The sequence below is a fragment of the Pantoea sp. A4 genome (genome assembly GCF_000295955.2).
Lineage (GTDB): Bacteria > Pseudomonadota > Gammaproteobacteria > Enterobacterales > Enterobacteriaceae > Pantoea > Pantoea multigeneris.
In genome coordinates this window covers 59,246-80,408 of the sequence record NZ_ALXE01000027.1, presented here as the reverse complement: position 1 = coordinate 80,408, position 21,163 = coordinate 59,246, and the positions used below count along the sequence as shown (strand labels likewise).

The 21,163-nt window shown below is 53.9% G+C and carries 20 protein-coding genes; 8 read left to right on the top strand and 12 right to left on the bottom strand.

Annotated features, from left to right (window positions below; genetic code table 11):
- Nucleotides 1-3 precede the first annotated feature (3 nt).
- The 4 genes from ribD (at nucleotide 4) to thiL (ending at nucleotide 3,127) form a co-directional block, all read left to right on the top strand.
- A complete protein-coding gene (ribD, locus tag B880_RS0113215) occupies nucleotides 4-1,104 on the top strand; it encodes a bifunctional diaminohydroxyphosphoribosylaminopyrimidine deaminase/5-amino-6-(5-phosphoribosylamino)uracil reductase RibD (RefSeq protein WP_017347901.1) in 1,101 nt (366 codons plus the stop codon).
- A 90-nt stretch (nucleotides 1,105-1,194) separates the two neighbouring features.
- The gene (gene ribH, locus B880_RS0113210) at nucleotides 1,195-1,665 is read left to right on the top strand and encodes a 6,7-dimethyl-8-ribityllumazine synthase (RefSeq protein ID WP_017347900.1); all 471 of its coding nucleotides are present in this window, start codon (nucleotides 1,195-1,197) and stop codon (nucleotides 1,663-1,665) included.
- A 19-nt stretch (nucleotides 1,666-1,684) separates the two neighbouring features.
- Nucleotides 1,685-2,104, top strand: a complete 420-nt coding sequence (gene nusB, locus B880_RS0113205; RefSeq protein WP_017347899.1) for a transcription antitermination factor NusB — start codon at nucleotides 1,685-1,687, stop codon at nucleotides 2,102-2,104.
- 45 nt (nucleotides 2,105-2,149) lie between these two features.
- Nucleotides 2,150-3,127: a thiamine-phosphate kinase gene (gene thiL / locus B880_RS0113200; RefSeq protein WP_017347898.1), complete on the top strand. Its 978-nt coding sequence runs from the start codon at nucleotides 2,150-2,152 to the stop codon at nucleotides 3,125-3,127.
- A 142-nt stretch (nucleotides 3,128-3,269) separates the two neighbouring features.
- On the opposite strand, the gene B880_RS0113195 is transcribed toward thiL, so the two are convergent.
- The 4 genes from B880_RS0113195 to xseB form a co-directional block, all read right to left on the bottom strand.
- On the bottom strand, nucleotides 3,270-4,244 hold the full coding sequence (locus B880_RS0113195) for an aldo/keto reductase (protein ID WP_017347897.1): 975 nt from the start codon (nucleotides 4,242-4,244) through the stop codon (nucleotides 3,270-3,272).
- An 85-nt stretch (nucleotides 4,245-4,329) separates the two neighbouring features.
- Entirely contained in the window at nucleotides 4,330-6,195 is a 1,866-nt protein-coding gene (gene dxs / locus B880_RS0113190) for a 1-deoxy-D-xylulose-5-phosphate synthase (protein ID WP_017347896.1), read from the bottom strand.
- Between the two features lie 19 nt (nucleotides 6,196-6,214).
- Nucleotides 6,215-7,114 (bottom strand): (2E,6E)-farnesyl diphosphate synthase, encoded by a 900-nt coding sequence (gene ispA / locus B880_RS0113185; RefSeq protein ID WP_017347895.1) that lies wholly within the window; start codon nucleotides 7,112-7,114, stop codon nucleotides 6,215-6,217.
- Nucleotides 7,114-7,356: an exodeoxyribonuclease VII small subunit gene (gene xseB / locus B880_RS0113180; RefSeq protein ID WP_017347894.1), complete on the bottom strand. Its 243-nt coding sequence runs from the start codon at nucleotides 7,354-7,356 to the stop codon at nucleotides 7,114-7,116. Before xseB ends, ispA begins: the two co-directional genes overlap by 1 nt.
- A 233-nt stretch (nucleotides 7,357-7,589) precedes the next feature.
- Here xseB and thiI point away from each other — a divergent pair, with 233 nt between their 5' ends.
- The gene (thiI, locus tag B880_RS0113175; protein ID WP_017347893.1) at nucleotides 7,590-9,038 is read left to right on the top strand and encodes a tRNA uracil 4-sulfurtransferase ThiI; all 1,449 of its coding nucleotides are present in this window, start codon (nucleotides 7,590-7,592) and stop codon (nucleotides 9,036-9,038) included.
- Between the two features lie 40 nt (nucleotides 9,039-9,078).
- Here thiI and yajL read toward each other — a convergent pair whose 3' ends face one another.
- The gene (gene yajL, locus B880_RS0113170) at nucleotides 9,079-9,684 is read right to left on the bottom strand and encodes a protein deglycase YajL (protein ID WP_017347892.1); all 606 of its coding nucleotides are present in this window, start codon (nucleotides 9,682-9,684) and stop codon (nucleotides 9,079-9,081) included.
- On the bottom strand, nucleotides 9,638-10,558 hold the full coding sequence (gene panE / locus B880_RS0113165) for a 2-dehydropantoate 2-reductase (protein WP_017347891.1): 921 nt from the start codon (nucleotides 10,556-10,558) through the stop codon (nucleotides 9,638-9,640). The genes yajL and panE overlap by 47 nt, the downstream gene beginning before the upstream one ends.
- 130 nt (nucleotides 10,559-10,688) lie before the next feature.
- Between panE and B880_RS0113160 the strand changes: the two genes are divergently transcribed.
- The gene (locus B880_RS0113160; RefSeq protein ID WP_017347890.1) at nucleotides 10,689-11,180 is read left to right on the top strand and encodes a YajQ family cyclic di-GMP-binding protein; all 492 of its coding nucleotides are present in this window, start codon (nucleotides 10,689-10,691) and stop codon (nucleotides 11,178-11,180) included.
- On the opposite strand, the gene B880_RS0113155 is transcribed toward B880_RS0113160, so the two are convergent.
- A complete protein-coding gene (locus B880_RS0113155; RefSeq protein ID WP_017347889.1) occupies nucleotides 11,177-12,949 on the bottom strand; it encodes a sigma-54-dependent Fis family transcriptional regulator in 1,773 nt (590 codons plus the stop codon). The genes B880_RS0113160 and B880_RS0113155 overlap by 4 nt on opposite strands.
- Nucleotides 12,950-13,215: 266 nt before the next feature.
- On the opposite strand from B880_RS0113155, the gene exaC reads away from it, so the two are divergent.
- Both exaC and adhP read left to right on the top strand, forming a co-directional pair.
- The gene (gene exaC, locus B880_RS0113150) at nucleotides 13,216-14,736 is read left to right on the top strand and encodes an acetaldehyde dehydrogenase ExaC (protein WP_017347888.1); all 1,521 of its coding nucleotides are present in this window, start codon (nucleotides 13,216-13,218) and stop codon (nucleotides 14,734-14,736) included.
- Between the two features lie 30 nt (nucleotides 14,737-14,766).
- The gene (gene adhP, locus B880_RS0113145; RefSeq protein ID WP_017347887.1) at nucleotides 14,767-15,792 is read left to right on the top strand and encodes an alcohol dehydrogenase AdhP; all 1,026 of its coding nucleotides are present in this window, start codon (nucleotides 14,767-14,769) and stop codon (nucleotides 15,790-15,792) included.
- A gap of 46 nt (nucleotides 15,793-15,838) precedes the next feature.
- Here adhP and B880_RS0113140 read toward each other — a convergent pair whose 3' ends face one another.
- From B880_RS0113140 to cyoB, 5 genes are all read right to left on the bottom strand, one after another.
- The gene (locus B880_RS0113140) at nucleotides 15,839-17,203 is read right to left on the bottom strand and encodes an MFS transporter (protein WP_017347886.1); all 1,365 of its coding nucleotides are present in this window, start codon (nucleotides 17,201-17,203) and stop codon (nucleotides 15,839-15,841) included.
- A gap of 130 nt (nucleotides 17,204-17,333) precedes the next feature.
- Nucleotides 17,334-18,221, bottom strand: a complete 888-nt coding sequence (cyoE, locus tag B880_RS0113135) for a heme o synthase (RefSeq protein ID WP_017347885.1) — start codon at nucleotides 18,219-18,221, stop codon at nucleotides 17,334-17,336.
- Nucleotides 18,222-18,234: 13 nt separating this feature from the next.
- Nucleotides 18,235-18,564 carry a cytochrome o ubiquinol oxidase subunit IV gene (locus tag B880_RS0113130; protein WP_017347884.1) on the bottom strand — a complete coding sequence of 110 codons (330 nt, stop codon included), beginning with the start codon at nucleotides 18,562-18,564 and terminating at the stop codon, nucleotides 18,235-18,237.
- Nucleotides 18,564-19,178, bottom strand: a complete 615-nt coding sequence (locus tag B880_RS0113125; protein ID WP_017347883.1) for a cytochrome o ubiquinol oxidase subunit III — start codon at nucleotides 19,176-19,178, stop codon at nucleotides 18,564-18,566. The genes B880_RS0113130 and B880_RS0113125 overlap by 1 nt, the downstream gene beginning before the upstream one ends.
- Nucleotides 19,178-21,160, bottom strand: coding sequence for a cytochrome o ubiquinol oxidase subunit I (gene cyoB / locus B880_RS0113120; RefSeq protein ID WP_017347882.1), 1,983 nt, complete (start codon nucleotides 21,158-21,160; stop codon nucleotides 19,178-19,180). Before cyoB ends, B880_RS0113125 begins: the two co-directional genes overlap by 1 nt.
- Between the last annotated feature and the right edge of the window lie 3 nt (nucleotides 21,161-21,163).

The window sequence follows — 21,163 nt, the reverse complement described above, 5'->3', positions numbered from 1 at the left end:
AGCATGGATCAACATTACATGGCGCGCGCGCTGGAACTGGCGCGGCGCGGTCGCTTTACGACGACACCTAACCCTAATGTCGGCTGCGTGATTGTCCGCGAGGGAGAAGTGGTGGGTGAAGGCTGGCACCACCGTGCGGGGGAACCCCACGCGGAAGTGCATGCGTTGCGTATGGCCGGGGAAAAAGCGCGTGGCGCGACAGCTTATGTCACGCTGGAACCTTGTAGCCATCATGGTCGAACGCCGCCATGTTGTGACGCACTGATTGCCGCTGGCGTCACCCGTGTGGTTGCAGCGATGCAGGACCCCAATCCGCAGGTCGCGGGGCGTGGTTTGTATCGTTTGCAGCAGGCGGGTATTGAAGTCAGCCACAGCCTGATGGCCGCCGAAGCAGAAGCCCTGAATCGTGGCTTCCTTAAACGTATGCGCACCGGTTTTCCCTGGGTTCAGCTCAAACTGGGCGCTTCCCTGGATGGCCGTACCGCGTTAGCCAATGGCGAAAGTCAGTGGATCACCTCACCGCAGGCACGGCAGGATGTGCAACGTTTGCGCGCGGCAAGTTCCGCTATTCTTTCTACCAGTGCCACGGTGCTGGCGGACGATCCTTCACTGACCGTCCGTTGGGAAGAGTTAGATCAACCGACGCGCGAATTGCTGAGTCAGGACGCCTTGCGTCAGCCCGTCCGTGTGATTGTGGATAGCCAGAACCGTGTGACGCCGCAGCATCGCTTAATTACACAGCCAGGGGAAACCTGGCTGATGCGACCACAGCCCGATAACCAGCTCTGGCCGGACAGCGTCAGCCAGATAGCGGTCCCATTGCGTGAGTCCCAGCTGGATTTAGTGGCAATGTTGATGCTGCTGGGCAAGCAGCAAATTAACAGCGTCTGGGTTGAAGCGGGCGCAACGTTCGCCGGTGCGCTGTTACAGGCCGGGGTGGTTGACGAGTTGATTGTTTATTTGGCACCTAAATTATTAGGTGATGAGGCGCGCGGACTGTGTGCGTTGCCTGGGTTGAGCCAACTGATTGATGCACCTCAGTTTACCTTCAGTGATATTCGGCAGGTTGGGCCAGATCTCCGCCTGACGTTGACCCCACGCTGAGTCAGGTCGGAAAAGCGAGAGCAAGCCGCCTTAGACTATGATAGAATCCGCCCCCCTGCGGGGGCTATAAACTACACCCAAAGGATATGTATGAACGTTATCGAAGCTGCTGTTGCCACGCCTGAGGCAAAAATTGCCATTGTTATCGCGCGTTTTAACAACTTCATTAATGACAGCCTGCTGTCTGGTGCCGTTGACGCCCTGAAGCGTATTGGCCAGGTGAAAGATGAAAATATCACTGTGGTCTGGGTGCCAGGCGCTTATGAACTGCCACTGGCCGCGCGCGCGCTGGCTAAAGCCGGTAACCATGACGCTATCGTGGCGCTGGGTACTGTGATTCGTGGCGGCACTGCACACTTTGAATATGTGGCAGGTGAAGCCAGCTCTGGGATTGCCAATGTTGCCATGACCAGTGAAATCCCAGTGACCTTTGGTGTTCTGACCACTGAAAACATCGAGCAGGCAATTGAACGCGCTGGTACTAAAGCGGGTAACAAAGGTGCCGAAGCGGCTCTGACCGCTCTCGAAATGATTAACGTATTGAAAGCTATCAAAGCCTGATTTTAGTAAGGGGAATTTTGTGAAACCTGCTGCTCGTCGTCGCGCCCGTGAGTGCGCTGTCCAGGCACTCTACTCCTGGCAGTTGTCGAAAAACGACATTGCTGATGTGGAATACCAGTTTCTGGCGGAACAAGACGTCAAAGACGTTGATATTAGCTATTTCCGCGAACTGCTGGCCGGTGTGGCGACCAATAGTGCATACCTGGATGGGCTGATGAAGCCATATCTGTCGCGCCAGTTGGAAGAACTGGGTCAGGTTGAAAAAGCCATCCTGCGTATTTCGCTCTATGAGTTGAGCAAGCGCGATGATGTGCCTTATAAAGTGGCCATCAATGAAGGTATTGAGCTGGCGAAAGTCTTCGGTGCTGAAGACAGCCACAAATTTGTCAACGGTGTGCTGGATAAAGCCGCTCCGCAAATCAGACCCCACAAAAAATAATGTAAGAGGCCGGTAATCCCGGCCTTTTTTTATCTGGATTTTATTATGGCCTGTGGCGAATTCGAACTCATTGCACGTTACTTCAACCGCGTCACCAGTTCCCGCCGCGATGTGGAGAAGGGCATTGGTGATGACTGCGCACTGCTGAACCTGCCTGAAAAACAGACGTTGGCAATCAGCACTGATACGTTGGTCGAAGGGGTGCATTTCTTACGGGATATCCATCCCGCTGATTTAGGCTATAAAGCACTGGCAGTGAACCTCAGCGATCTGGCCGCGATGGGGGCCGATCCTGCGTGGTTAACGCTGGCGCTGACGTTACCCGAAGTCGACGAGAGCTGGTTGCAGGCATTCAGTGACAGTTTGTTTGAGCTACTGAATTACTACAATATGCAGCTGATTGGCGGTGATACCACGCGTGGTCCGTTGAGCATGACGCTCGGCATTCACGGGATGGTGCCAGTCGGTAAAGCGTTACGACGCAGCGGTGCACGCCCTGGCGACTGGATCTATGTCACCGGGACATTAGGCGATAGCGCTGCCGGTCTGGCACTGTTACAACATCATCAGCGCATTGCCGACCCAGCCGTGCATGAAGCGCTGATTAAACGCCATCTGCGGCCGATGCCGCGCATTCTGCAAGGTCAGGCTTTACGCGCTCTGGCAAGTTCCGCGATTGATATCTCCGATGGCCTGATTTCCGATCTGGGGCATGTGCTTCAGGCAAGCCGCTGTGGCGCGAAGGTCAATCTGGAGGCGCTGCCGCTTTCTGCTGTATTGCGCGATCATTTTGAGCATGAGCAAGTGATGCGCTGGGCGCTGAGCGGCGGCGAAGACTATGAGCTGTGCTTCACCGTGCCGGAAGTGAATCGTGGCGCGCTGGACGTTGCATTAGGACATCTCGGTGTCCCTTACACCTGCGTAGGGCAAATTCTGCCCGAGGCTGACGGGTTTACCCTGCTGGAAAATGGCAAACCAGCCAGTGCCAGTTTCCAGGGATACGATCACTTTGTGAAGAAGTAGGTTTTAGCAAAAGCACTTCTGTCAGAAGGCCGTGTTCTGGGATTCAGTACACGGCCTTTTCCCCTTACAGGCCGAAGTTTCTCAGTTTGTCAGTCGCATGTTTTGACCGTAGCCTCAATCACCACCTCAACCGAGACCGTAACTAATCAAACCCCACCACGGGATGCGGCTGATAGGCCGACTCCAGCTCAGCGATCTCAATGGAACTGAGTTGCACATCAACAGCCTGTACCAGATCGTTCAACTGCTCCGCGCGTGAAGCACCAATAATCGGTGCGGTGATAGCCGGTTTATGCAGCATCCACGCCAGGGCAACTTGTGCACGGGAAACGCCTTTATCTTCCGCGATACGGGCCACGCGTTGGGCGATTTCAGCATCATTCTCTTCAGTGGCGCTATACAGCGTTTTGCCGTATTCGTCTGAAGCCGTGCGTGCAGTGGCTTCTCCCCAGGGGCGCGTCAGGCGGCCACGGGCCAGTGGGCTCCATGGCAGCACCGCAATCCCTTCAGCCTGACACAGTGGATGCATCTCACGCTCTTCTTCACGCTGAATTAGATTGTACTGGTCCTGCATGCTGACAAACGCGTGCCAGCCTTGATGCTGCTGAGTGTAGAGTGCCTTAGCAAATTGCCAGGCATGCATGGAAGAAGCGCCGAGATAGCGGACTTTACCGGCCTGTACTACGTCATGCAGTGCTTCCAGCGTCTCCTCTAGCGGCGTTTCGTAATCCCAGCGGTGGATCTGTAACAGATCGATATAGTCGGTGCCGAGGCGGCGCAGGCTATCATCGACGGATTGCAGAATATTCTTGCGCGATAACCCCTGAGAGAGATTACTCAGTGAAAAGAACACTTTGGTGGCAATAACTACCTCTTCGCGTCGGGCAAAATCCTTCAGCGCCCGGCCCACGATCTCTTCACTGCTGCCATCGGAGTAGCTGTTGGCGGTATCAAAAAAGTTGATGCCAGCATCCAGCGCCTGCTGAATCAACGGGCGGCTGCTCTCTTCGGGCAGCGTCCAGGCGTGACGTCCACGTTCTGGCTCGCCGAAAGTCATACAGCCAAGACTCAGGCGTGACACCTGGAGATCGGTTTTGCCTAATTGAATGGTTTTCATCGTTGCTTCCTGCGTTATCCTGAAAAAGGTGCAGTAAGCATAGCAGGCGGATACCCCCGCGAAGGGAGTATCCGTGCGGAAGGGATTACTGGCTCAGCCAGTGGGCGATCTGCTGTTCGATACCCACGGCATCTAACTGATAATCATGACGCACTTCTTCCTGCGTACCCTGCGGAATAAACACATCCGGCAGGCCGAGGTTCAGCACTGGCACAGCCAAACGCTTGGCCATCACAAACTCATTTACACCGCTGCCTGCGCCACCTTTGATCGCCCCTTCTTCAAGGGTAATCAGCGCTTCATGGCTGCCAGCCAGCTCGGTAATCAATGCTTCATCCAGTGGCTTAACAAAGCGCATATCCACCAGCGTGGCATTAAGTTTCTCTGCTACGGCTGCGGCTTCTGGCAGCAGGGTGCCAAAGTTAAGGATCGCCAGCTTCTCGCCTTTACGGCGCACAATCCCTTTACCCAGCGGCAGGCTTGCCAGCGGCTCAAGCGTGGCGCCCGTTCCCGTGCCACGCGGATAACGCACGGAACTTGGACCTTCCTGATAGTGGTAGCCGGTATACAACATCTGACGGCACTCATTCTCATCACTCGGGGTCATGATCACCATGTCCGGGATACAGCGCAGGAAGGCGATATCAAATGCGCCCTGATGCGTCTGCCCGTCGGCCCCGACAATGCCACCACGGTCAATGGCGAACAGCACGGGTAGCTTCTGGATCGCCACATCGTGAATCAGCTGATCGTAGGCACGTTGCAGGAAAGTCGAGTAGATCGCCACAACAGGTTTATAGCCGCCAATGGCCATACCGGCGGCAAAGGTCACCGCATGCTGCTCGGCAATCGCCACATCAAAGTACTGTTTTGGGTACTGACGGGAAAACGCCACCATACCGGAACCTTCACGCATTGCCGGGGTGATCGCCATTAAACGGCTGTCATCTTTGGCAATCTCACACAGCCAGTTACCGAAAATTTTGGAGTAGCTTGGTAAACCTTCTGCGCTTTTTGGCAGAGAGCCACTGGCCGGATCGAACTTCGGCACGGCGTGCCAGGTGATGGGGTCTTGCTCGGCAGGGGCGTAGCCTTTGCCCTTTTTGGTCATAATATGCAGGAACTGCGGCCCTTTCAGGCTACGCATATTGCCCAACGTCTGCACCAGCGCCAGCACATCATGGCCGTCTACCGGGCCAATGTAGTTAAAGCCCAGTTCTTCAAACAGCGTACCGGGAACCACCATGCCTTTAAGATGTTCTTCCGTGCGCCGTACCAGCTCTTTAATGGGTGGCAGGCCGGTCAAGACGCGCTTGCCGCCTTCACGCAGGCGTGCATAGGTCTTACCGGAAAGAATTTGGGCCAGGCGGTTGTTCAGCGCACCTACGTTCTCTGAGATCGACATTTCGTTGTCGTTCAGGATAACCAGCATATCGGGCTTGATATCCCCGGCGTGGTTCATCGCTTCAAAGGCCATACCGGCAGTGATCGCGCCATCGCCAATAATACAGGCCGTGCGGCGGCCTTTACCTTCGCGCTCGGCGGCGGCGGCCATGCCCAGACCGGCACTGATGGAGGTAGAGGAGTGACCCACGCTTAATACGTCGAACTCGCTCTCTTCACGCCATGGGAAAGGGTGCACGCCATTCTTCTGTCGAATGGTGCCGATGCGATCGCGACGGCCGGTCAAAATCTTGTGGGGATAGGCCTGATGGCCAACGTCCCACACCAGATGATCAAAAGGTGTGTTGTACACATAATGCAGTGCGACTGTCAGTTCGACGACGCCCAGACCCGAGGCAAAATGGCCGCTGGAACGACTTACGCTATCCAGCAGGTACTGGCGCAGTTCATCACACAGCGCGGGAAGCTTCTCTTTTGGCAGCAAACGTAATTCTTGTACCGTGCCTGCCAGCGCCAGTGTCGGGTATTTAGCAATATCAAAACTCATCAGAGACTCATTATGGAAGTTATTTGTCGCGTTCAATTATGAAACTGGCTAGCGCCCGTAGCGCTGAGGTATCCAGTGACTGCTCAGCCAGTGCATCCAGGGCACTCAGCGCTTCCTGACAGAGATCCCAGGCTTTCTGCCGGGCATTATCTAACCCGAGCAGTGCAGGGTAAGTGCTCTTACCTAAGGCCTGATCGGCACCCTGCGTTTTCCCGAGGGTGGCGGTATCACCGACCACGTCAAGGATGTCATCTTGTACCTGGAATGCCAGGCCAATAGCGGCGGCATAAGTATCGAGCAGAGGCAGCGCCTGTTGGCCGCGCTCTCCGGCGGCCAGTGCACCAAGACGCACGGCAGAACGAATCAATGCACCTGTTTTATGGCGATGGATCTGCTCCAGCTGCGCCAGGTCAACGTTTTTACCTTCCGCAGCCAGATCCAACGCCTGGCCACCACACATACCGGCCACGCCGCTGGCGCGGGCTAACTCAGAAACCATTGCCAGCCGTGCCTGAAGGCTCACGCGCGGCATCTCGCTATCTGCCAGTATAGAAAATGCCAGCGTTTGCAGGGCGTCACCTGCGAGAATCGCGGTATCTTCACCATATTTTATATGGCAAGTCGGCTGACCACGACGCAGAGCATCGTTGTCCATGGCGGGCAGATCATCGTGGATCAGGGAGTAGGCGTGGATACACTCCACAGCCGCTGCAGGTGCATCCAGCGCGGTGGCATCGGCTTGCAGCATCTCTCCGGTGGCGTACACCAGAAACGGACGTAAGCGTTTACCCCCTAATAATGCCCCATATTCCATGGCATTCACCAGAGGAGAACTCTGAAATGGCAGTGGCGCTAAAAACTGGGTCAGGGCGTGATTAACGCGATCGTGACAGGCGCTAAGCCGTTGAGCAAAATCCATTAGTCATTTTCCGGCATGAAAGGGGCAAGTTCGGCGTCTTTGTCATCACTCAGCAGGATGCGGACGCGCTGTTCTGCCTGTTGTAGCGTTTGTTGGCCGCTGCGCGCCAGTTGTACTCCGCGCTCGAATTCATTCAACGCCTCTTCCAGCGGGAGCTCTCCGCTCTCCAGTCGGCTGACAATCTGTTCCAGCTGCTGCAAAGAGGTCTCGAAACTGGCGGGCTGTTCGGCTTTTTTAGGCATATTTTGTGTCAACTCACAGAGTTAGTCATCGTCTGATCAACGGTCATGGTAGCCGAGTCAGATTGATTAGCAAAATGTTCAATGTGAATCAGCTTGCAGAAGCAGTCAGGAGACAAAGGTGGTATACTTCGCGCCCTGGTCGCGGAGGTGCAGTTGATCCCGCGAATTCTCTGATTTTACTCGCTAACAGCGAAAGCTTTTAGCACTATTTTGCTCAATGAACCTGTGCCGCCATGAAGTTTATCATTAAATTATTTCCTGAAATCACCATCAAAAGTCAGTCGGTGCGTCTGCGCTTTATCAAAATGCTTAGCGGAAACATTCGCAATGTACTCAAGACGATCACGGAAGAGATGGCCGTGGTGCGCCACTGGGATCACATTGAAGTCCGTGCAAAAGATGAAAGCCTGCGTGAAGTTATCACCGGTGAACTGACCCGTATTCCGGGTATCCATCACGTCCTGGCGGTGGAAGACCGTCCGTATAATGATATCCATGACATCTTTGAACAGACGCTGGCGCTCTACCGCGACGGGCTGGAGAACAAAAGTTTCTGCGTCCGCGTTAAGCGTCGTGGTCAGCACAGCTTTAGCTCACAGGATGTTGAGCGCTACGTGGGTGGTGGTCTGAATCAACACATTGCCAGCGCGCGCGTACAGCTCACCAAACCGGATGTGACCGTCAATCTCGAAATTGAGAATGACCGGGTGCTGTTAATCACTGGCCGTTACGAAGGTCTGGGTGGTTTCCCGATCGGTAGCCAGGAAGATGTGCTGTCGCTGATTTCCGGTGGCTTTGACTCTGGCGTCTCCAGTTATATGTTACTGCGCCGTGGCTGCCGCGTTCACTACTGCTTCTTTAACCTTGGTGGTGCCGCGCATGAAATTGGCGTTCGTCAGGTGGCTCACTATCTGTGGCAGCGTTTTGGTCGTTCACACCGCGTGCGTTTCGTTGCGATCAACTTCGAGCCGGTCGTAGGCGAGATCCTCGAAAAAGTGGATGATGGCCAGATGGGCGTGGTGCTGAAGCGCATGATGGTACGCGCGGCGTCAACGATTGCAGAACGCTATGGCGTACAGGCGCTGGTGACGGGTGAAGCACTCGGCCAGGTATCAAGCCAGACCCTGACCAACCTGCGCCTGATCGATAACGCCTCAGATACGCTGATTCTGCGTCCGCTTATCTCCCATGATAAAGAGCACATCATCAATCTGGCGCGCCACATCGGCACCGAAGATTTTGCCAAAACCATGCCGGAATACTGTGGCGTTATCTCCAAAAGCCCAACGGTAAAAGCGGTGAAGGCGAAGATCGAAGCGGAAGAGGCGAACTTTGATTTCAGTATTCTGGAGCGCGTGATCGCCGAAGCCAGCAATATGGATATCCGCGAGATTGCACAGCAGGCGCGCGAAGAAGTTCCCGAAGTCGAAACCGTGGCATCGTTCAGCGAAAATGACGTGGTGCTGGATATTCGCTCTATCGATGAGCAGGAAGCCAAACCGCTGGTGCTGGAAGGCGCTGAGGTGAAAAGTTTGCCGTTCTACAAACTCAGCACCCAGTTTGCTGACCTCGATCAGAGCAAAACCTGGCTGCTGTATTGCGACCGTGGTGTGATGAGCCGCTTGCAGGCGCTCTACCTGCACGAGCAGGGCCATGCCAACGTGAAAATCTATCGCCCATAAGCATCAGGCCCCGTGAAAACGGGGCCTTTTTCATTCCAGGTTATGCCGGCTCGTCATCGTAGTTGTAGATACCAGCAGCAACCACCAGTTGGGCTGCAACGGCTCGGGCAGTTTCTTTATTCACCAGCAGATCAATCAACTTCAGCGCAAAATCGATGGACGTCCCGACGCCCTGGCTGGTCAACAGATTGACCCGTGGGTCCCAGGCGACACGGCGATCGACCCAGTGTTTATCAGGAATGGTGTCACGGCGGCTGGGATGGCCGGTCATGTTGCCTACCGGGAACAGATCGTGCGGGATCAGCACTGTGCCGGGTGCCGCGCAAATCGCCGCGACAATACGGCCAGAGACATGAAACTGGCGTACGGTTTCGATCAATAGCGGGCTATCACGGAAGGTTTCTGCGCCGGGCAAGCCGCCGGGCAACACAATCGCCGCAAAATCGTTATCTGCCACTTCAACCAGTGGCGCATCTGCCAGCAGTTTCACGCCGCGTGAGCCGCGAATTTCACGGCTGCCATCGCCTTCTACGCTAGCGGTGACAACGTGCAAACCCGCACGCACCAGCAGATCGATAGTGGTGACCGCTTCTGTCTCCTCACTGCCATGAGCCAGGCAAACCAGTACCGAAGCTTTCGCGATCATAATCAGACTCCTTGCGTTTAATCAGTTCGTACAGTCGGTTATTTTCCGCCACGCTGAAACCGTGTTTACGAGCTTTGCGCACCAGAAAACCATTAATGTAATCAATTTCAGTCAAGCGCTGGGCGCGCACGTCCTGCAGCATAGACGAGACGTTGGCCGCTGTGCTGGCGATCACGTCATAGACGATGTCCTGTAACGCGCCACTGCTGGTATGCAGCCCTTCACGCTCCATAACCAGCGCCACTTCATCACACAGCAACGTGATTTGCGCGCGTTTATCATGCAGTTCACCGTTGCTACAGTTGTACTCCACGCTCAGCGGGTTGATGACGCAGTTAACCGCCAGCTTACGCCAGCAGGCGGCTGCGATGTTATCGTGCCATGCCACATCAGGCAGGGCCTGGTGGAGCACATCCGCGAGGTCACTGTGCGCCATACTGGCGCGGTTGCCTGGGCCAATATGGGTAATGCCATTGGCGATGTGGCGCACATAGCCCTCTTCACGCAGCGCTGCATGGGTGGTGATCCCCCGCACTAACGGCTGTGGCAGCCCTTTTAGCTCTTCCATGGTCCCCATACCGTTATGCAGCAGCAGCACCGGACATTCGGCAGGCAACAGGGCCTGCAGGTTTTTTACCGCCTGGGAAACCTGAGGGGCTTTCAGCGTGACTAAGAGCAGTTGGCTTTGTGAAAGAAACAGCGGGTCATTAGCAATAAAAGTGCTCTCGCTGCGGTTACCTTCAGTATCAATCACCTTTACTGAACAGTAAGGCTGAGGTACGCGTAACCAGCCCTGTACTTCATGGCCCTGGCGGGCCAGCGCGGCGAGCCAAACCTGGCCAATGGCACCGCAGCCTAATACGGTAATCTTCATTTTGCCTCCCGCTGGCGGTTTCTGGTGTTAACGCCCTATCTACACAGTATAGCTTTCAGCGTTATGCGATTTTATTTACTGGCACAAGACGCGTATTATGCCTGTCACTTTAGCGTCAGGAGAAGAAAAGATGCCATCTTTCGATATCGTTTCAGAAGTCGAGTTGCCAGAAGTACGGAATGCAGTCGAGAATGCCAACCGTGAACTCTCTACTCGTTTCGACTTCCGTAACGTGAGCGCCAGCATTGAGCTCAACGAAAAGAATGAAACTATCAAAATCACCAGCGAGTCTGATTTCCAGGTGAAACAGATCGTGGATATTTTGCGAGAAAAGCTGCTGAAACGCGGCATTGAAGGGGCGGCGATTGAAGTCCCGGAACAGATTGAACACAGCGGTAAAAGCTGGTCTTTGGAAGCCAAGCTGAAAAAAGGCATTGAAAGCGACGTTGCCAAAAAGCTGGTTAAGCTGATCAAAGACAGCAAGCTGAAGGTGCAGACCCAGATTCAGGGTGAAGAACTGCGCGTTACCGGCAAATCACGTGATGATCTGCAAGGCGCCATGGCGCTGGTACGCGGTGGTAACCTGGGGCAGCCGTTCCAGTTCAAAAACTTCCGCGATTAATCCTGCTTTTCCCGCGCAGCCCGCCGATAGAGCGTGCTGCGTGCTACTCCCAACGCCTGCGCCGCTTTACTGATATTTCCGTCAAAGCGGTGCAGCGTTTCTGCAATCAGCTTCTCATCATGTTGTTGCAACATCACCGACGCTTCCGCTTCTGGAGGACGGTAGTCGTGCGGCAGATTATCTTGTCCGAGCACTTCGCCATCATCCGCTAAGGCCAGCAGCACTTTTAACAGACTGCGCAGCTGGCGGACGTTCCCCGGCCAGGGCAATTGCGCCAAAGACTGCAGCAGCTCTGGCCGCAGTTGGACATTGCGCGCATCACCATCCAGCTCTTGCCACAACCGGCGAATAAAGTCCGGTAATGCAGGCCAGTCACGCAGGGGAGGAATCGCGAAAGAGAACTCCTGTAAACGGTAGAGTAAATCTTCACGGAATGCGCCTTCAGCCACTCGCTGTGCCAGGTTGCGGTGTGTTGCGCTAATCACGGCAAAATTCACCGGCCAGCTCCGGCTAGAGCCGAGCGGAGCAACCTCTTTTTCCTGCAACACGCGCAGCAGGCGCGTCTGGAGTGCCAGTGGCATATCGCCAATTTCATCCAGGAACAGCACACCGCCGTCCGCCTCACGAATTTTACCGATATAGCCATTTTTACTGGCCCCGGTAAACGCCCCCGCCTGATAGCCAAACAGCTCTGATTCAATCAGGGATTCGGGAATCGCGGCGCAGTTGATGGCGACAAACTTACCCGTGTTCCAGCGGCTTTGCTGATGCAATGCCCGGCTGAGGTACTCTTTGCCGCAGCCTGTTTCGCCCTGAATACAGAGAGAAACTCCGGCGTTAAGCAGGCGCACCATTTTTTCGCCATCACGCTGGAGGGAAAAGGGCAGGCTGTGGTCGCCGCCGCTGCTAACGGCATGGTGTACTCTGGCAGGGGCACGCAAGCGGAAATAGTACGCTTGTTGCTGGTGGGTGATCACCGGCAGCGGAAGTGAAGTCGCAAGCTGTTCCTGTAACGGGAACAGCTGATCAAAACGCAGCAGGCCAAATTGCTCCGCGCCCAATGCCAGTTCGCGCGTCGCTACCCGATTTGCCGCCATGAGAATATTGTCTGAGAACACCAGCAGGAGCTCTTCACCGGTATCAATCCCCTGTGGCTGAACATGCAGGCTCATCAACCACTGTTGTGGGTGCAGGCTCTGTTTCACCCAGAGGTATTCGATCTGCCGGGCCGCCTGTTGAATCCATTCCAACGTGTGCGGATGGGAAAAGTGTGCCGGGCCGGAAATATCCAGCACGCCGGCTATTTGGCCGTTGGGGGTTTGCAGCGGGATCGCGGCGCAGTAGAGGTTCTGATTACTGGTGAGGAAATGTTGGTCGCCGGTGATTTCACAGCTGTCATCAATGGCTAAAGCCGTGCCAATAGCATTGGTGCCACGGCCACATTCACTCCACAGGTTGCCCGGAGCCAGCGCGAAACGCTGTGCTTTCTGCATGGCGTGCATGTCACCAAAAGTATTCAGCACCAGGCCGGTGGCATCAGAAAGAATCACGACGGATTGTTTATCAGCAATTTTTTGTGCGAGGGCATTAACGATGGGCTGGGAAAACTGCTGCAAACCGGCATGGGTGGCGATCAAATCAGCCAGTTCACCCTGGCGCACACGGGGAAAATCATCAGCATTGCGCTCTAATCCATACTGTTGACTGCGAAACCAGGAATCTGTCAAAACGGCATCAGCATCAATGTGTGTGGATGGGGTTCCCTGCATTTTGACCTCATACGCCTGTCCTGAATGTTGCGACATTGTAGCGCTGTGGTTTTTACAGTGTTGCGATTTGCAACACAGAAGCAGAAATTTCTTGCGGTTAATCCGATTGTCGCTCAATCAAATGTCATTAATGCAATGATATTAAAAGCTATTTTTTTCAGATGTAAAAGTGGCACGCCATCTGCTTTAGGGAAACGGGGAGGATAATTTTAATCGCATTCCAATCTCCTCCTCTGCTCATCAGACCCTACACGAAGGAGTTAGCGATGCGTTATGCACATCCTGGAACGCCAGGTGCGCTGGTTTCATTTAAAGCGACCTACGGCAACTATATTGATGGCGAATTTAAAGAACCGCTCAGCGGTCAGTATTTTACTAACACCTCTCCGGTGAACGGCAGCGATATTGCCCAGTTCCCTCGTTCAGATGCACGAGATATTGAGCTGGCGCTGGATGCCGCCCACCGAGCCGCTGATGCCTGGGGAAGGACCAGCGTACAGCATCGTTCAACGTTGCTGCTACAAATTGCCGATCGTATTGAAGCCAATCTTGAGTACCTGGCGGTGGCGGAAAGTTGGGATAACGGCAAACCCATTCGTGAAACCCTGAATGCCGATCTCCCTCTGGCAGCCGACCACTTCCGCTACTTTGCTGGTTGTCTGCGTGCGCAAGAGGGAAGTGCCGCTGAGATCGATCAGCACACCGTTGCCTATCACTTCCACGAGCCTTTGGGCGTCGTCGGGCAAATTATCCCCTGGAATTTCCCGTTACTGATGGCCGCCTGGAAACTGGCTCCGGCACTGGCGGCGGGCAACTGCGTAGTCTTAAAGCCTGCTGAGCAGACGCCGCTGGGGATCACCTTACTGCTGGAGCTGATTGGCGATCTGCTGCCGCCAGGGGTGCTGAACGTGGTGCAAGGGTTTGGTCGCGAAGCCGGTGAAGCACTGGCAACCAGCAAGCGCATCGCGAAAATTGCCTTCACCGGATCGACACCGGTTGGCCGTCATATTATGGCCTGTGCCGCCGAGAATATTATTCCGTGCACCGTCGAGCTGGGCGGCAAATCGCCCAACATCTATTTTGCCGATGTACTCCAGGGCGAAGAGTCCTTTATTGAGAAGGCGGTTGAGGGACTGGTGCTGGGCTTCTTTAATCAGGGGGAAGTCTGTACCTGTCCGTCACGCGCGCTGATTCATGAATCGATCTATGCGCCTTTTATGGAGCGAGTGCTGGCGAAAGTCGCCACGATTCGCCGTGGCGATCCGCTGGATACGGAAACCATGGTGGGTGCCCAGGCCTCACGCCAGCAATTCGATAAAATCTTGTCCTACATCAATATTGCCCGGCTGGAAGGGGGGCAAATTCTTACCGGGGGGGACAGAGCAACGCTCTCAGCCGAGCTGGATAGTGGTTTCTACATTCAGCCCACCCTGATCAAAGGTGACAACGCGATGCGCTGTTTCCAGGAGGAGATTTTTGGGCCAGTGATTGGAATTACCACCTTTAAAGATGAGGCAGAAGCACTGCGGATCGCTAATGAAACGCAGTTTGGTCTGGGGGCGGGGGTGTGGACGCGCGACACTAACCTCGCTTATCGCATGGGCCGTGGCATTAAAGCGGGCCGCGTCTGGACCAACTGTTATCACATCTACCCGGCGCATGCCGCATTCGGGGGGTATAAACAATCTGGCGTAGGGCGTGAAACGCACAAAATGGCGCTGAGCGCCTATCAACAAACCAAGAATCTGCTGGTCAGTTACGACACGACTCCCCTGGGCCTGTTTTGAGCCTGCTGAATCCATTTATGAGGTGACAAGATGACAACGATGAAAGCCGCAGTGGTTAAAGCATTTGGTGAACCTTTAGTGATTGAACAAGTCCCGGTACCGGAAGTAAAACCGGGCACTATTCTGGTCAAAATCGCCGCGACCGGCATCTGCCACACGGATTTACATGCCGCTGAAGGTGACTGGCCGGTGAAACCCACGCCACCGTTTATCCCTGGGCATGAAGGGGTGGGTGAGATTGTTAAAGTGGGCGAGGGAGTTAAACATCTTAAAGTGGGCGATCGCGTCGGGGTACCGTGGCTCTATTCGGCCTGTGGCCACTGTGAACACTGTCTGGATAGCTGGGAGACACTGTGCCATGACCAGCAAAATGCGGGCTATTCGGTAAACGGTAGCTTTGCCGAGTACTGTCTGGCCGATGCGAACTATGTTGGCATCCTGCCAGATAACATCAGCTATAACGAAATTGCTCCGATTCTCTGCGCGGGCGTCACCGTCTATAAAGGCCTGAAAATGACCGAGACCAAGCCCGGTGACTGGGTGGTGATTTCGGGTATTGGTGGCCTGGGACACATGGCCGTCCAGTATGCAAAAGCCATGGGGCTGAACGTAGCTGCGGTAGATATTGATGACGAGAAGCTGGCCTTTGCTAAACGTCTGGGTGCTACCGTCACCGTCAATGCTAAAAATGAAGACCCGGAGAAGGTGTTCCAGGAAGCCTTTGGTGGCGCGCATGGTGTGTTGGTAACGGCGGTGTCGCCGAAAGCGTTCCAGCAGGCGATTGGTACGTTGCGCCGTGGTGGCACCATGGTATTGAACGGATTGCCGCCAGGCACGTTTGATCTGTCGATTTTCAATATGGTGCTGGATGGCATCACGGTGCGTGGCTCTATTGTCGGCACGCGGAAAGATTTACAAGAGGCGCTGGATTTTGCCGGTCAGCACAAGGTGAAAGCCAATATTGCGGTAGAACCGTTGGTGAATATCAACGATATCTTCGCCCGCATGCATGCCGGTAAAATTGAAGGGCGAATTGTGGTGGATATGGCACTGTAATCGCAGCAGATTGCGCCTCAGCGAGGCGCAATCTTTTACCTGAACATCAGCAGGTTGCAATCATCGCTTCCAGATCGCCACGGTTGGTGACTTTACTGTCGATTTTGATATAGGCGCTTTTCTCTTCCGGCACGATAAACACCGAAGCAACGCCGGGCTGCGCTTTCAGACGCTGCTCAAGGTTCGGTACGGCCAACACGGCATCGCTCAGGACGATACGCAAGCTGCTAACGTAGGGCGGTTCTGCCATGGTGAAACTGACCACCAGCCATACGGCGGCAACCAGTGCGCCAACCAAAAACACTTCCGGTGCACCAAAGTGACCAAATAACCAGCCACCGAGGCTGCCACCAATCGCCACGCCAATAAACTGGCTGGTGGAATAGACGCCCATTGCGGTGCCTTTGTAGCCCGGAGGGGACTCTTTGCTGATCAGAGAAGGCAAAATCGCTTCCATCAGGTTAAACGCAAAGAAGAAGACCTGAACACCAACCACTAACGTCCAGAAGTGAGCGCCCGCCATCCACAGGATCACTTCAGCCAGAAGGATTAAAGCCACACAGGCAACAAACACGCGCTTCATTTTACGCTTCGCTTCGGCGTAAATTATAAACGGCACCACCGCGACAAAGGCGATCAGCATGGTGGCTAAATAGATTTTCCAGTGCTCGGCAGCGGGTAAACCTGCGGTTTCAAACTGACCCGGCAGTGCGACAAAGCTCGACATCAATAAAATATGCAGGCACAAAATACCGAAGTTGAGTTTCAGCAGTTTAGGATTGGCCAGCACTTTACGAATACTGCCCTTCACCATGCCGGATTCACGGTTCAACACATGATTCGGTGCATTCGGCACCACCAGTAAGGTGATGACAATCCCCAAAGTGGCAAGAATCGCAATCATCCAGAACAGGGCATGTAAGCCTAATGCATGGGTAACAATCGGGCCGATAACCATCGCGATAGCGAAGGTGACACCAAAACTGATACCGATAAACGCCATGGCTTTGGTGCGGTTCTGCTCACGAGTCAGGTCTGATAGCAGCGCCATCACCGCGGCTGCAATAGCACCGGAACCTTGCAGGGCACGGCCAAGAATAATGCCCCAGATCGAGTCTGTGCAGGCGGCAATCACACTGCCCAGAACGAACATTAATAACCCGCCAACGATCAGCGGTTTTCGGCCAACCCGATCAGAGATCAAACCAAAGGGGATTTGGAAAACCGCCTGCGCCAGACCATAGATACCAATAGCCAGACCAATTAATGTCTCATTTGCGCCCTGGAGTGCCATACCGTAGGTTGTAAGCACAGGTAACACCATAAACATTCCCAGCATACGCAGGGAAAAAACCGTACCCAGACCCCATGTCGCACGACGTTCCGTGGGGGTCATTTTATTATCGTTCATTCCAACCTCTTATTATCGACTGCCACCATTTTAAGCAGTGGGGGAGGGCGGGTAAATTATTAGTTTTTAAGCAGTAGTAACAAAAAGAAAGGGCGCTATAAGCGCCCTTCAGAGTCATGTTGCTGCGGTATTACCAGACGTAGGTCAGGAGGTCTTTCGAGGCCGGTGCCATGAAATCAACTGACATCATCACACTCAGCGCGGTGACTACGACAATGGAGAACACAAACAGTTTACGCGCCCAAACTTTGTCGTCTGCGGTTTTGTAACCTGAAAGTGCCATGCCCAGCCACCAGACACTGACTGCTGCTGCTACGGCAAGGTATTTGTAACCCGCGTAACCGCCAAGAGAGAGCATGACGGTGGCGATCATAAACGCCAGAATATAGAGCGTAATATGGTTTTTCGCGACCGAGATACCTTTTACCACCGGCAGTACCGGAATGTTGGCAGCCTGGTAATCTTTAAAGCGGAAGATCGCAATCGCATAGGAGTGCGGCATCTGCCACAGGCTAAAGATCGCCAGCAAAATCAGTGCGCCAGCATCAAATTCGTTGGTGACAGCACAGTAGCCGATAACCGGCGGCGCAGCGCCAGAGAGGCTGCCAATCAGCGTACCGTAAACGGAATTACGCTTCATATACAGGCTGTAAACACCAACGTATACCACGAAGCCCATCACCGCTAGCCACATGGCCAGCGGGTTTGCGCCAACGTACAGCAATGCGAAGCCAGCAATACCTAACACAGTGGCATAAGCCAGGCTTACTTTCGCGGAGATGAGTCCTTTAACCAGCACTCGATTCCTGGTCCTCTCCATTTTCTTGTCGATATCACGGTCGATCACGTTGTTAAACACACAACCTGATGCTACGACCAGCGAAACGCCAACCAAAGCGGTGAGAAACAGGGCGTAATTAATGCTGCCTTTGGAGGCCAGCAAAAATCCGCCGATGACAGAAATTAAATTCCCGAAAATAATTCCTGGTTTAGTTACTTGCAGGTATTGCTTAATCATCACTTATGACTCTTTAGTGGGGCATCATGTTGTAGTTCAGGTTCCACATAATCCACAGTGAGCCGACCACGACAATCAGGATGATCAGTGCTGAGAACACAATGGCGACCATGTTCCAGCCACCCTCAGACTTGCTATCCAGATGCAGGAAGTACACCAGGTGAACCAGGACCTGAATGATGGCACAGGCAATAACTACGCCCAGGGTAGCACCGTGAGATGCGCCGCCATCCATTACCATCCAGAACGGAATACCGGTCAGGATGATAGAGAGGATGAAGCCGATCATGTAGGACTTCACGCTACCGTGTGATGCACCATGTTCGTTTGCAGTATGACTCATTACATAGTCCCCATCAGATAAACAACGGTGAATACGCAAATCCATACCACGTCCAGGAAGTGCCAGAACAAGCTCAGGCACATGATACGGGTACGGTTAGTCGGGGTCAGGCCACGTTTGGCAACCTGGAACATCAGTACTGCCATCCAGATCAGACCAGAAGTTACGTGCACACCGTGCGTACCAACCAGGGTAAAGAAGCCTGACAGGAAGCCACTACGGTTCGGGCCAAAGCCTTCTTCAATCAGGTGATGGAATTCATAGATTTCCATCCCGATGAAGCCGAGACCGAACAGGAAGGTCAACGCCAGCCAGCCGAGAACGGCGCCTTTGTTTTCCTTGTTCATGTTAATAACTGCAAAGCCATAGGTGATGGAGCTCAACAACAGCAGTGCTGTTTCGCCCAGTACGAACGGCAGTTCGAAGATATCTTTACCTGCCGGACCACCGGCAGTGCTGTTTACCATTACTGCATAGGTGGCAAACAGGGTGGCAAAGATAATGCAGTCACTCATCAGGTAGATCCAGAAGCCAAAGACTTTATTGGCTCCTGCATCGTGATGCCCATGCTCCGCATGGGCGTCGTGGTGTTTATTCACAGTTTGCGTCGACATTATTTCAGACCTGCTTTGCGGATTTCGTCAAAGTGCGCGTTTTCGATTTTCTCGACTTCGCTAACCTGTACGTAGTAGTCCACGTCTTCGTCAAAGCTCTTAACAACCCAGCTGACAATCACGCCCAGGAAGCAGACGATAGCCATCCACCAGATATGCCAGATCATCGCGAAACCGAATACCGTAGCGAATGCAGCAATAACAATGCCCGCGCCGCTGTTTTTCGGCATGTGGATCTCTTCGTAGTGCTCCGGCTGCTTATACGCTTCGCCTTTTTCCTTCATTTCCCAGAACGCATCGCGCTCGTGGATGTGAGGGATCTTAGCGAAGTTATAGAACGGAGGCGGAGAAGAGGTTGCCCACTCCAGTGTACGGCCACCCCATGGGTCACCGGTCACATCACGGTTCTGATCGCGATCGCGTACTGAAACATAGAACTGAATAACCTGACAGATGATACCGCAAGCCACCAGGCCCGCACCGCACGCTGCAACAACCAGCAGAGGGTGGAACTGAGGATCGATATCCTGGCTAATACGACGGGTCATACCCATGAAGCCCAGTGCGTACAGCGGCATAAAGGCAACGAAGAAGCCGATAAGCCAGAACCAGAATGCTGCTTTACCCCAGAATTCGTTCAGCTTGAAGCCGAATGCTTTCGGGAACCAGTAGGTAACACCAGCCATACAACCGAACACCACACCACCGATAATAACGTTATGGAAGTGGGCAATCAGGAACAGACTGTTGTGCAGAATGAAGTCTGCACCTGGCACTGCCAGCAGAACACCGGTCATACCACCGATAGAGAAGGTGACCAGGAAGCCAACGGTCCACAGCATCGCAGAGTGCATTTCAACGCGACCCTGGTACATGGTGAACAGCCAGTTAAAGATTTTAACCCCGGTAGGAATGGCGATGATCATCGTCATGATACCGAAGAAGGCGTTCACGTTAGCGCCTGCACCCATGGTGAAGAAGTGGTGCAGCCAAACAACGAACGACAGTACGGTAATGGCGATGGTTGCCCATACCAGAGAGGTGTAACCGAACAGACGCTTTTTGGAGAAGGTTGCAGTAACTTCTGCAAACACACCAAATACTGGCAGAACCAGGATGTACACTTCCGGGTGACCCCATACCCAGATCAGGTTGACGTACATCATCATGTTGCCGCCAAGCTCTGAGGTAAAGAAGTGGAAATCAAGGTAACGGTCCAGCGTCAGCAGGGCCAGAGTTACGGTCAGTACCGGGAACGCTGCAATGATCAGTACGTTAGTACACAGTGCTGCCCAGGTGAATACCGGCATTTTGAACAGGTCCATGCCTGGTGCGCGCATCTTCAGAATGGTCACGAAGAAGTTCACACCGGTCAGGGTTGTCCCGATACCTGCTAACTGTAGACTCCATATCCAGTAGTCGACCCCGACCCCCGGGCTATATTCGGCACCTGATAGCGGCGGGTAAGCCAACCAACCAGTCTGTGCGAATTCACCAACACCCAGAGACAGGTTAACCAGTACCACACCGATAGCGGTAAACCAGAAGCTCAGGTTGTTCAGGAACGGGAAGGCAACGTCACGCGCACCGATTTGCAGCGGCACAGCGATGTTCATTAAGCCTACGACGAATGGCATCGCCACGAAGAAGATCATGATTACGCCGTGGGCGGTAAAGATCTGATCGTAGTGGTGCGGCGGGAGTATGCCGGCTTCACCGGCCGAAGCCATAACCTGTTGGGTACGCATCATTACTGCATCGGCAAAACCACGCAGCAGCATGACGAAAGCCATGATGCAGTACATGATACCCAGTTTTTTATGGTCGATGGAGGTTAGCCATTCAGACCACAGATATTGCCACTTACCAAAGTAGGTGATGGCTGCAACGAGCGCCAAACCACCTAAGATGATTCCTGCCACCGTAACCATGATAATCGGTTCGTGGTACGGAACTGCATCCAGTGTTAATTTTCCTAGCATCGT

Bases quoted from the DNA above. Each gene is read 5' to 3' on its own strand.
- cyoB (WP_017347882.1), bottom strand. From the start codon at position 21,160: ATGCTAGGAAAATTAACACTGGATGCAGTTCCGTACCACGAACCGATT.
- B880_RS0113155 (WP_017347889.1), bottom strand. From the start codon at position 12,949: ATGCAGGGAACCCCATCCACACACATTGATGCTGATGCCGTTTTGACA.
- B880_RS0113125 (WP_017347883.1), bottom strand. From the start codon at position 19,178: ATGTCGACGCAAACTGTGAATAAACACCACGACGCCCATGCGGAGCAT.
- adhP (WP_017347887.1), top strand. From the start codon at position 14,767: ATGACAACGATGAAAGCCGCAGTGGTTAAAGCATTTGGTGAACCTTTA.
- panE (WP_017347891.1), bottom strand. From the start codon at position 10,558: ATGAAGATTACCGTATTAGGCTGCGGTGCCATTGGCCAGGTTTGGCTC.
- B880_RS0113195 (WP_017347897.1), bottom strand. From the start codon at position 4,244: ATGAAAACCATTCAATTAGGCAAAACCGATCTCCAGGTGTCACGCCTG.
- B880_RS0113140 (WP_017347886.1), bottom strand. From the start codon at position 17,203: ATGAACGATAATAAAATGACCCCCACGGAACGTCGTGCGACATGGGGT.
- cyoE (WP_017347885.1), bottom strand. From the start codon at position 18,221: ATGATTAAGCAATACCTGCAAGTAACTAAACCAGGAATTATTTTCGGG.
- yajL (WP_017347892.1), bottom strand. From the start codon at position 9,684: ATGATCGCGAAAGCTTCGGTACTGGTTTGCCTGGCTCATGGCAGTGAG.
- thiL (WP_017347898.1), top strand. From the start codon at position 2,150: ATGGCCTGTGGCGAATTCGAACTCATTGCACGTTACTTCAACCGCGTC.
- exaC (WP_017347888.1), top strand. From the start codon at position 13,216: ATGCGTTATGCACATCCTGGAACGCCAGGTGCGCTGGTTTCATTTAAA.
- dxs (WP_017347896.1), bottom strand. From the start codon at position 6,195: ATGAGTTTTGATATTGCTAAATACCCGACACTGGCGCTGGCAGGCACG.
- B880_RS0113160 (WP_017347890.1), top strand. From the start codon at position 10,689: ATGCCATCTTTCGATATCGTTTCAGAAGTCGAGTTGCCAGAAGTACGG.
- xseB (WP_017347894.1), bottom strand. From the start codon at position 7,356: ATGCCTAAAAAAGCCGAACAGCCCGCCAGTTTCGAGACCTCTTTGCAG.
- B880_RS0113130 (WP_017347884.1), bottom strand. From the start codon at position 18,564: ATGAGTCATACTGCAAACGAACATGGTGCATCACACGGTAGCGTGAAG.
- ispA (WP_017347895.1), bottom strand. From the start codon at position 7,114: ATGGATTTTGCTCAACGGCTTAGCGCCTGTCACGATCGCGTTAATCAC.
- ribH (WP_017347900.1), top strand. From the start codon at position 1,195: ATGAACGTTATCGAAGCTGCTGTTGCCACGCCTGAGGCAAAAATTGCC.
- thiI (WP_017347893.1), top strand. From the start codon at position 7,590: ATGAAGTTTATCATTAAATTATTTCCTGAAATCACCATCAAAAGTCAG.
- ribD (WP_017347901.1), top strand. From the start codon at position 4: ATGGATCAACATTACATGGCGCGCGCGCTGGAACTGGCGCGGCGCGGT.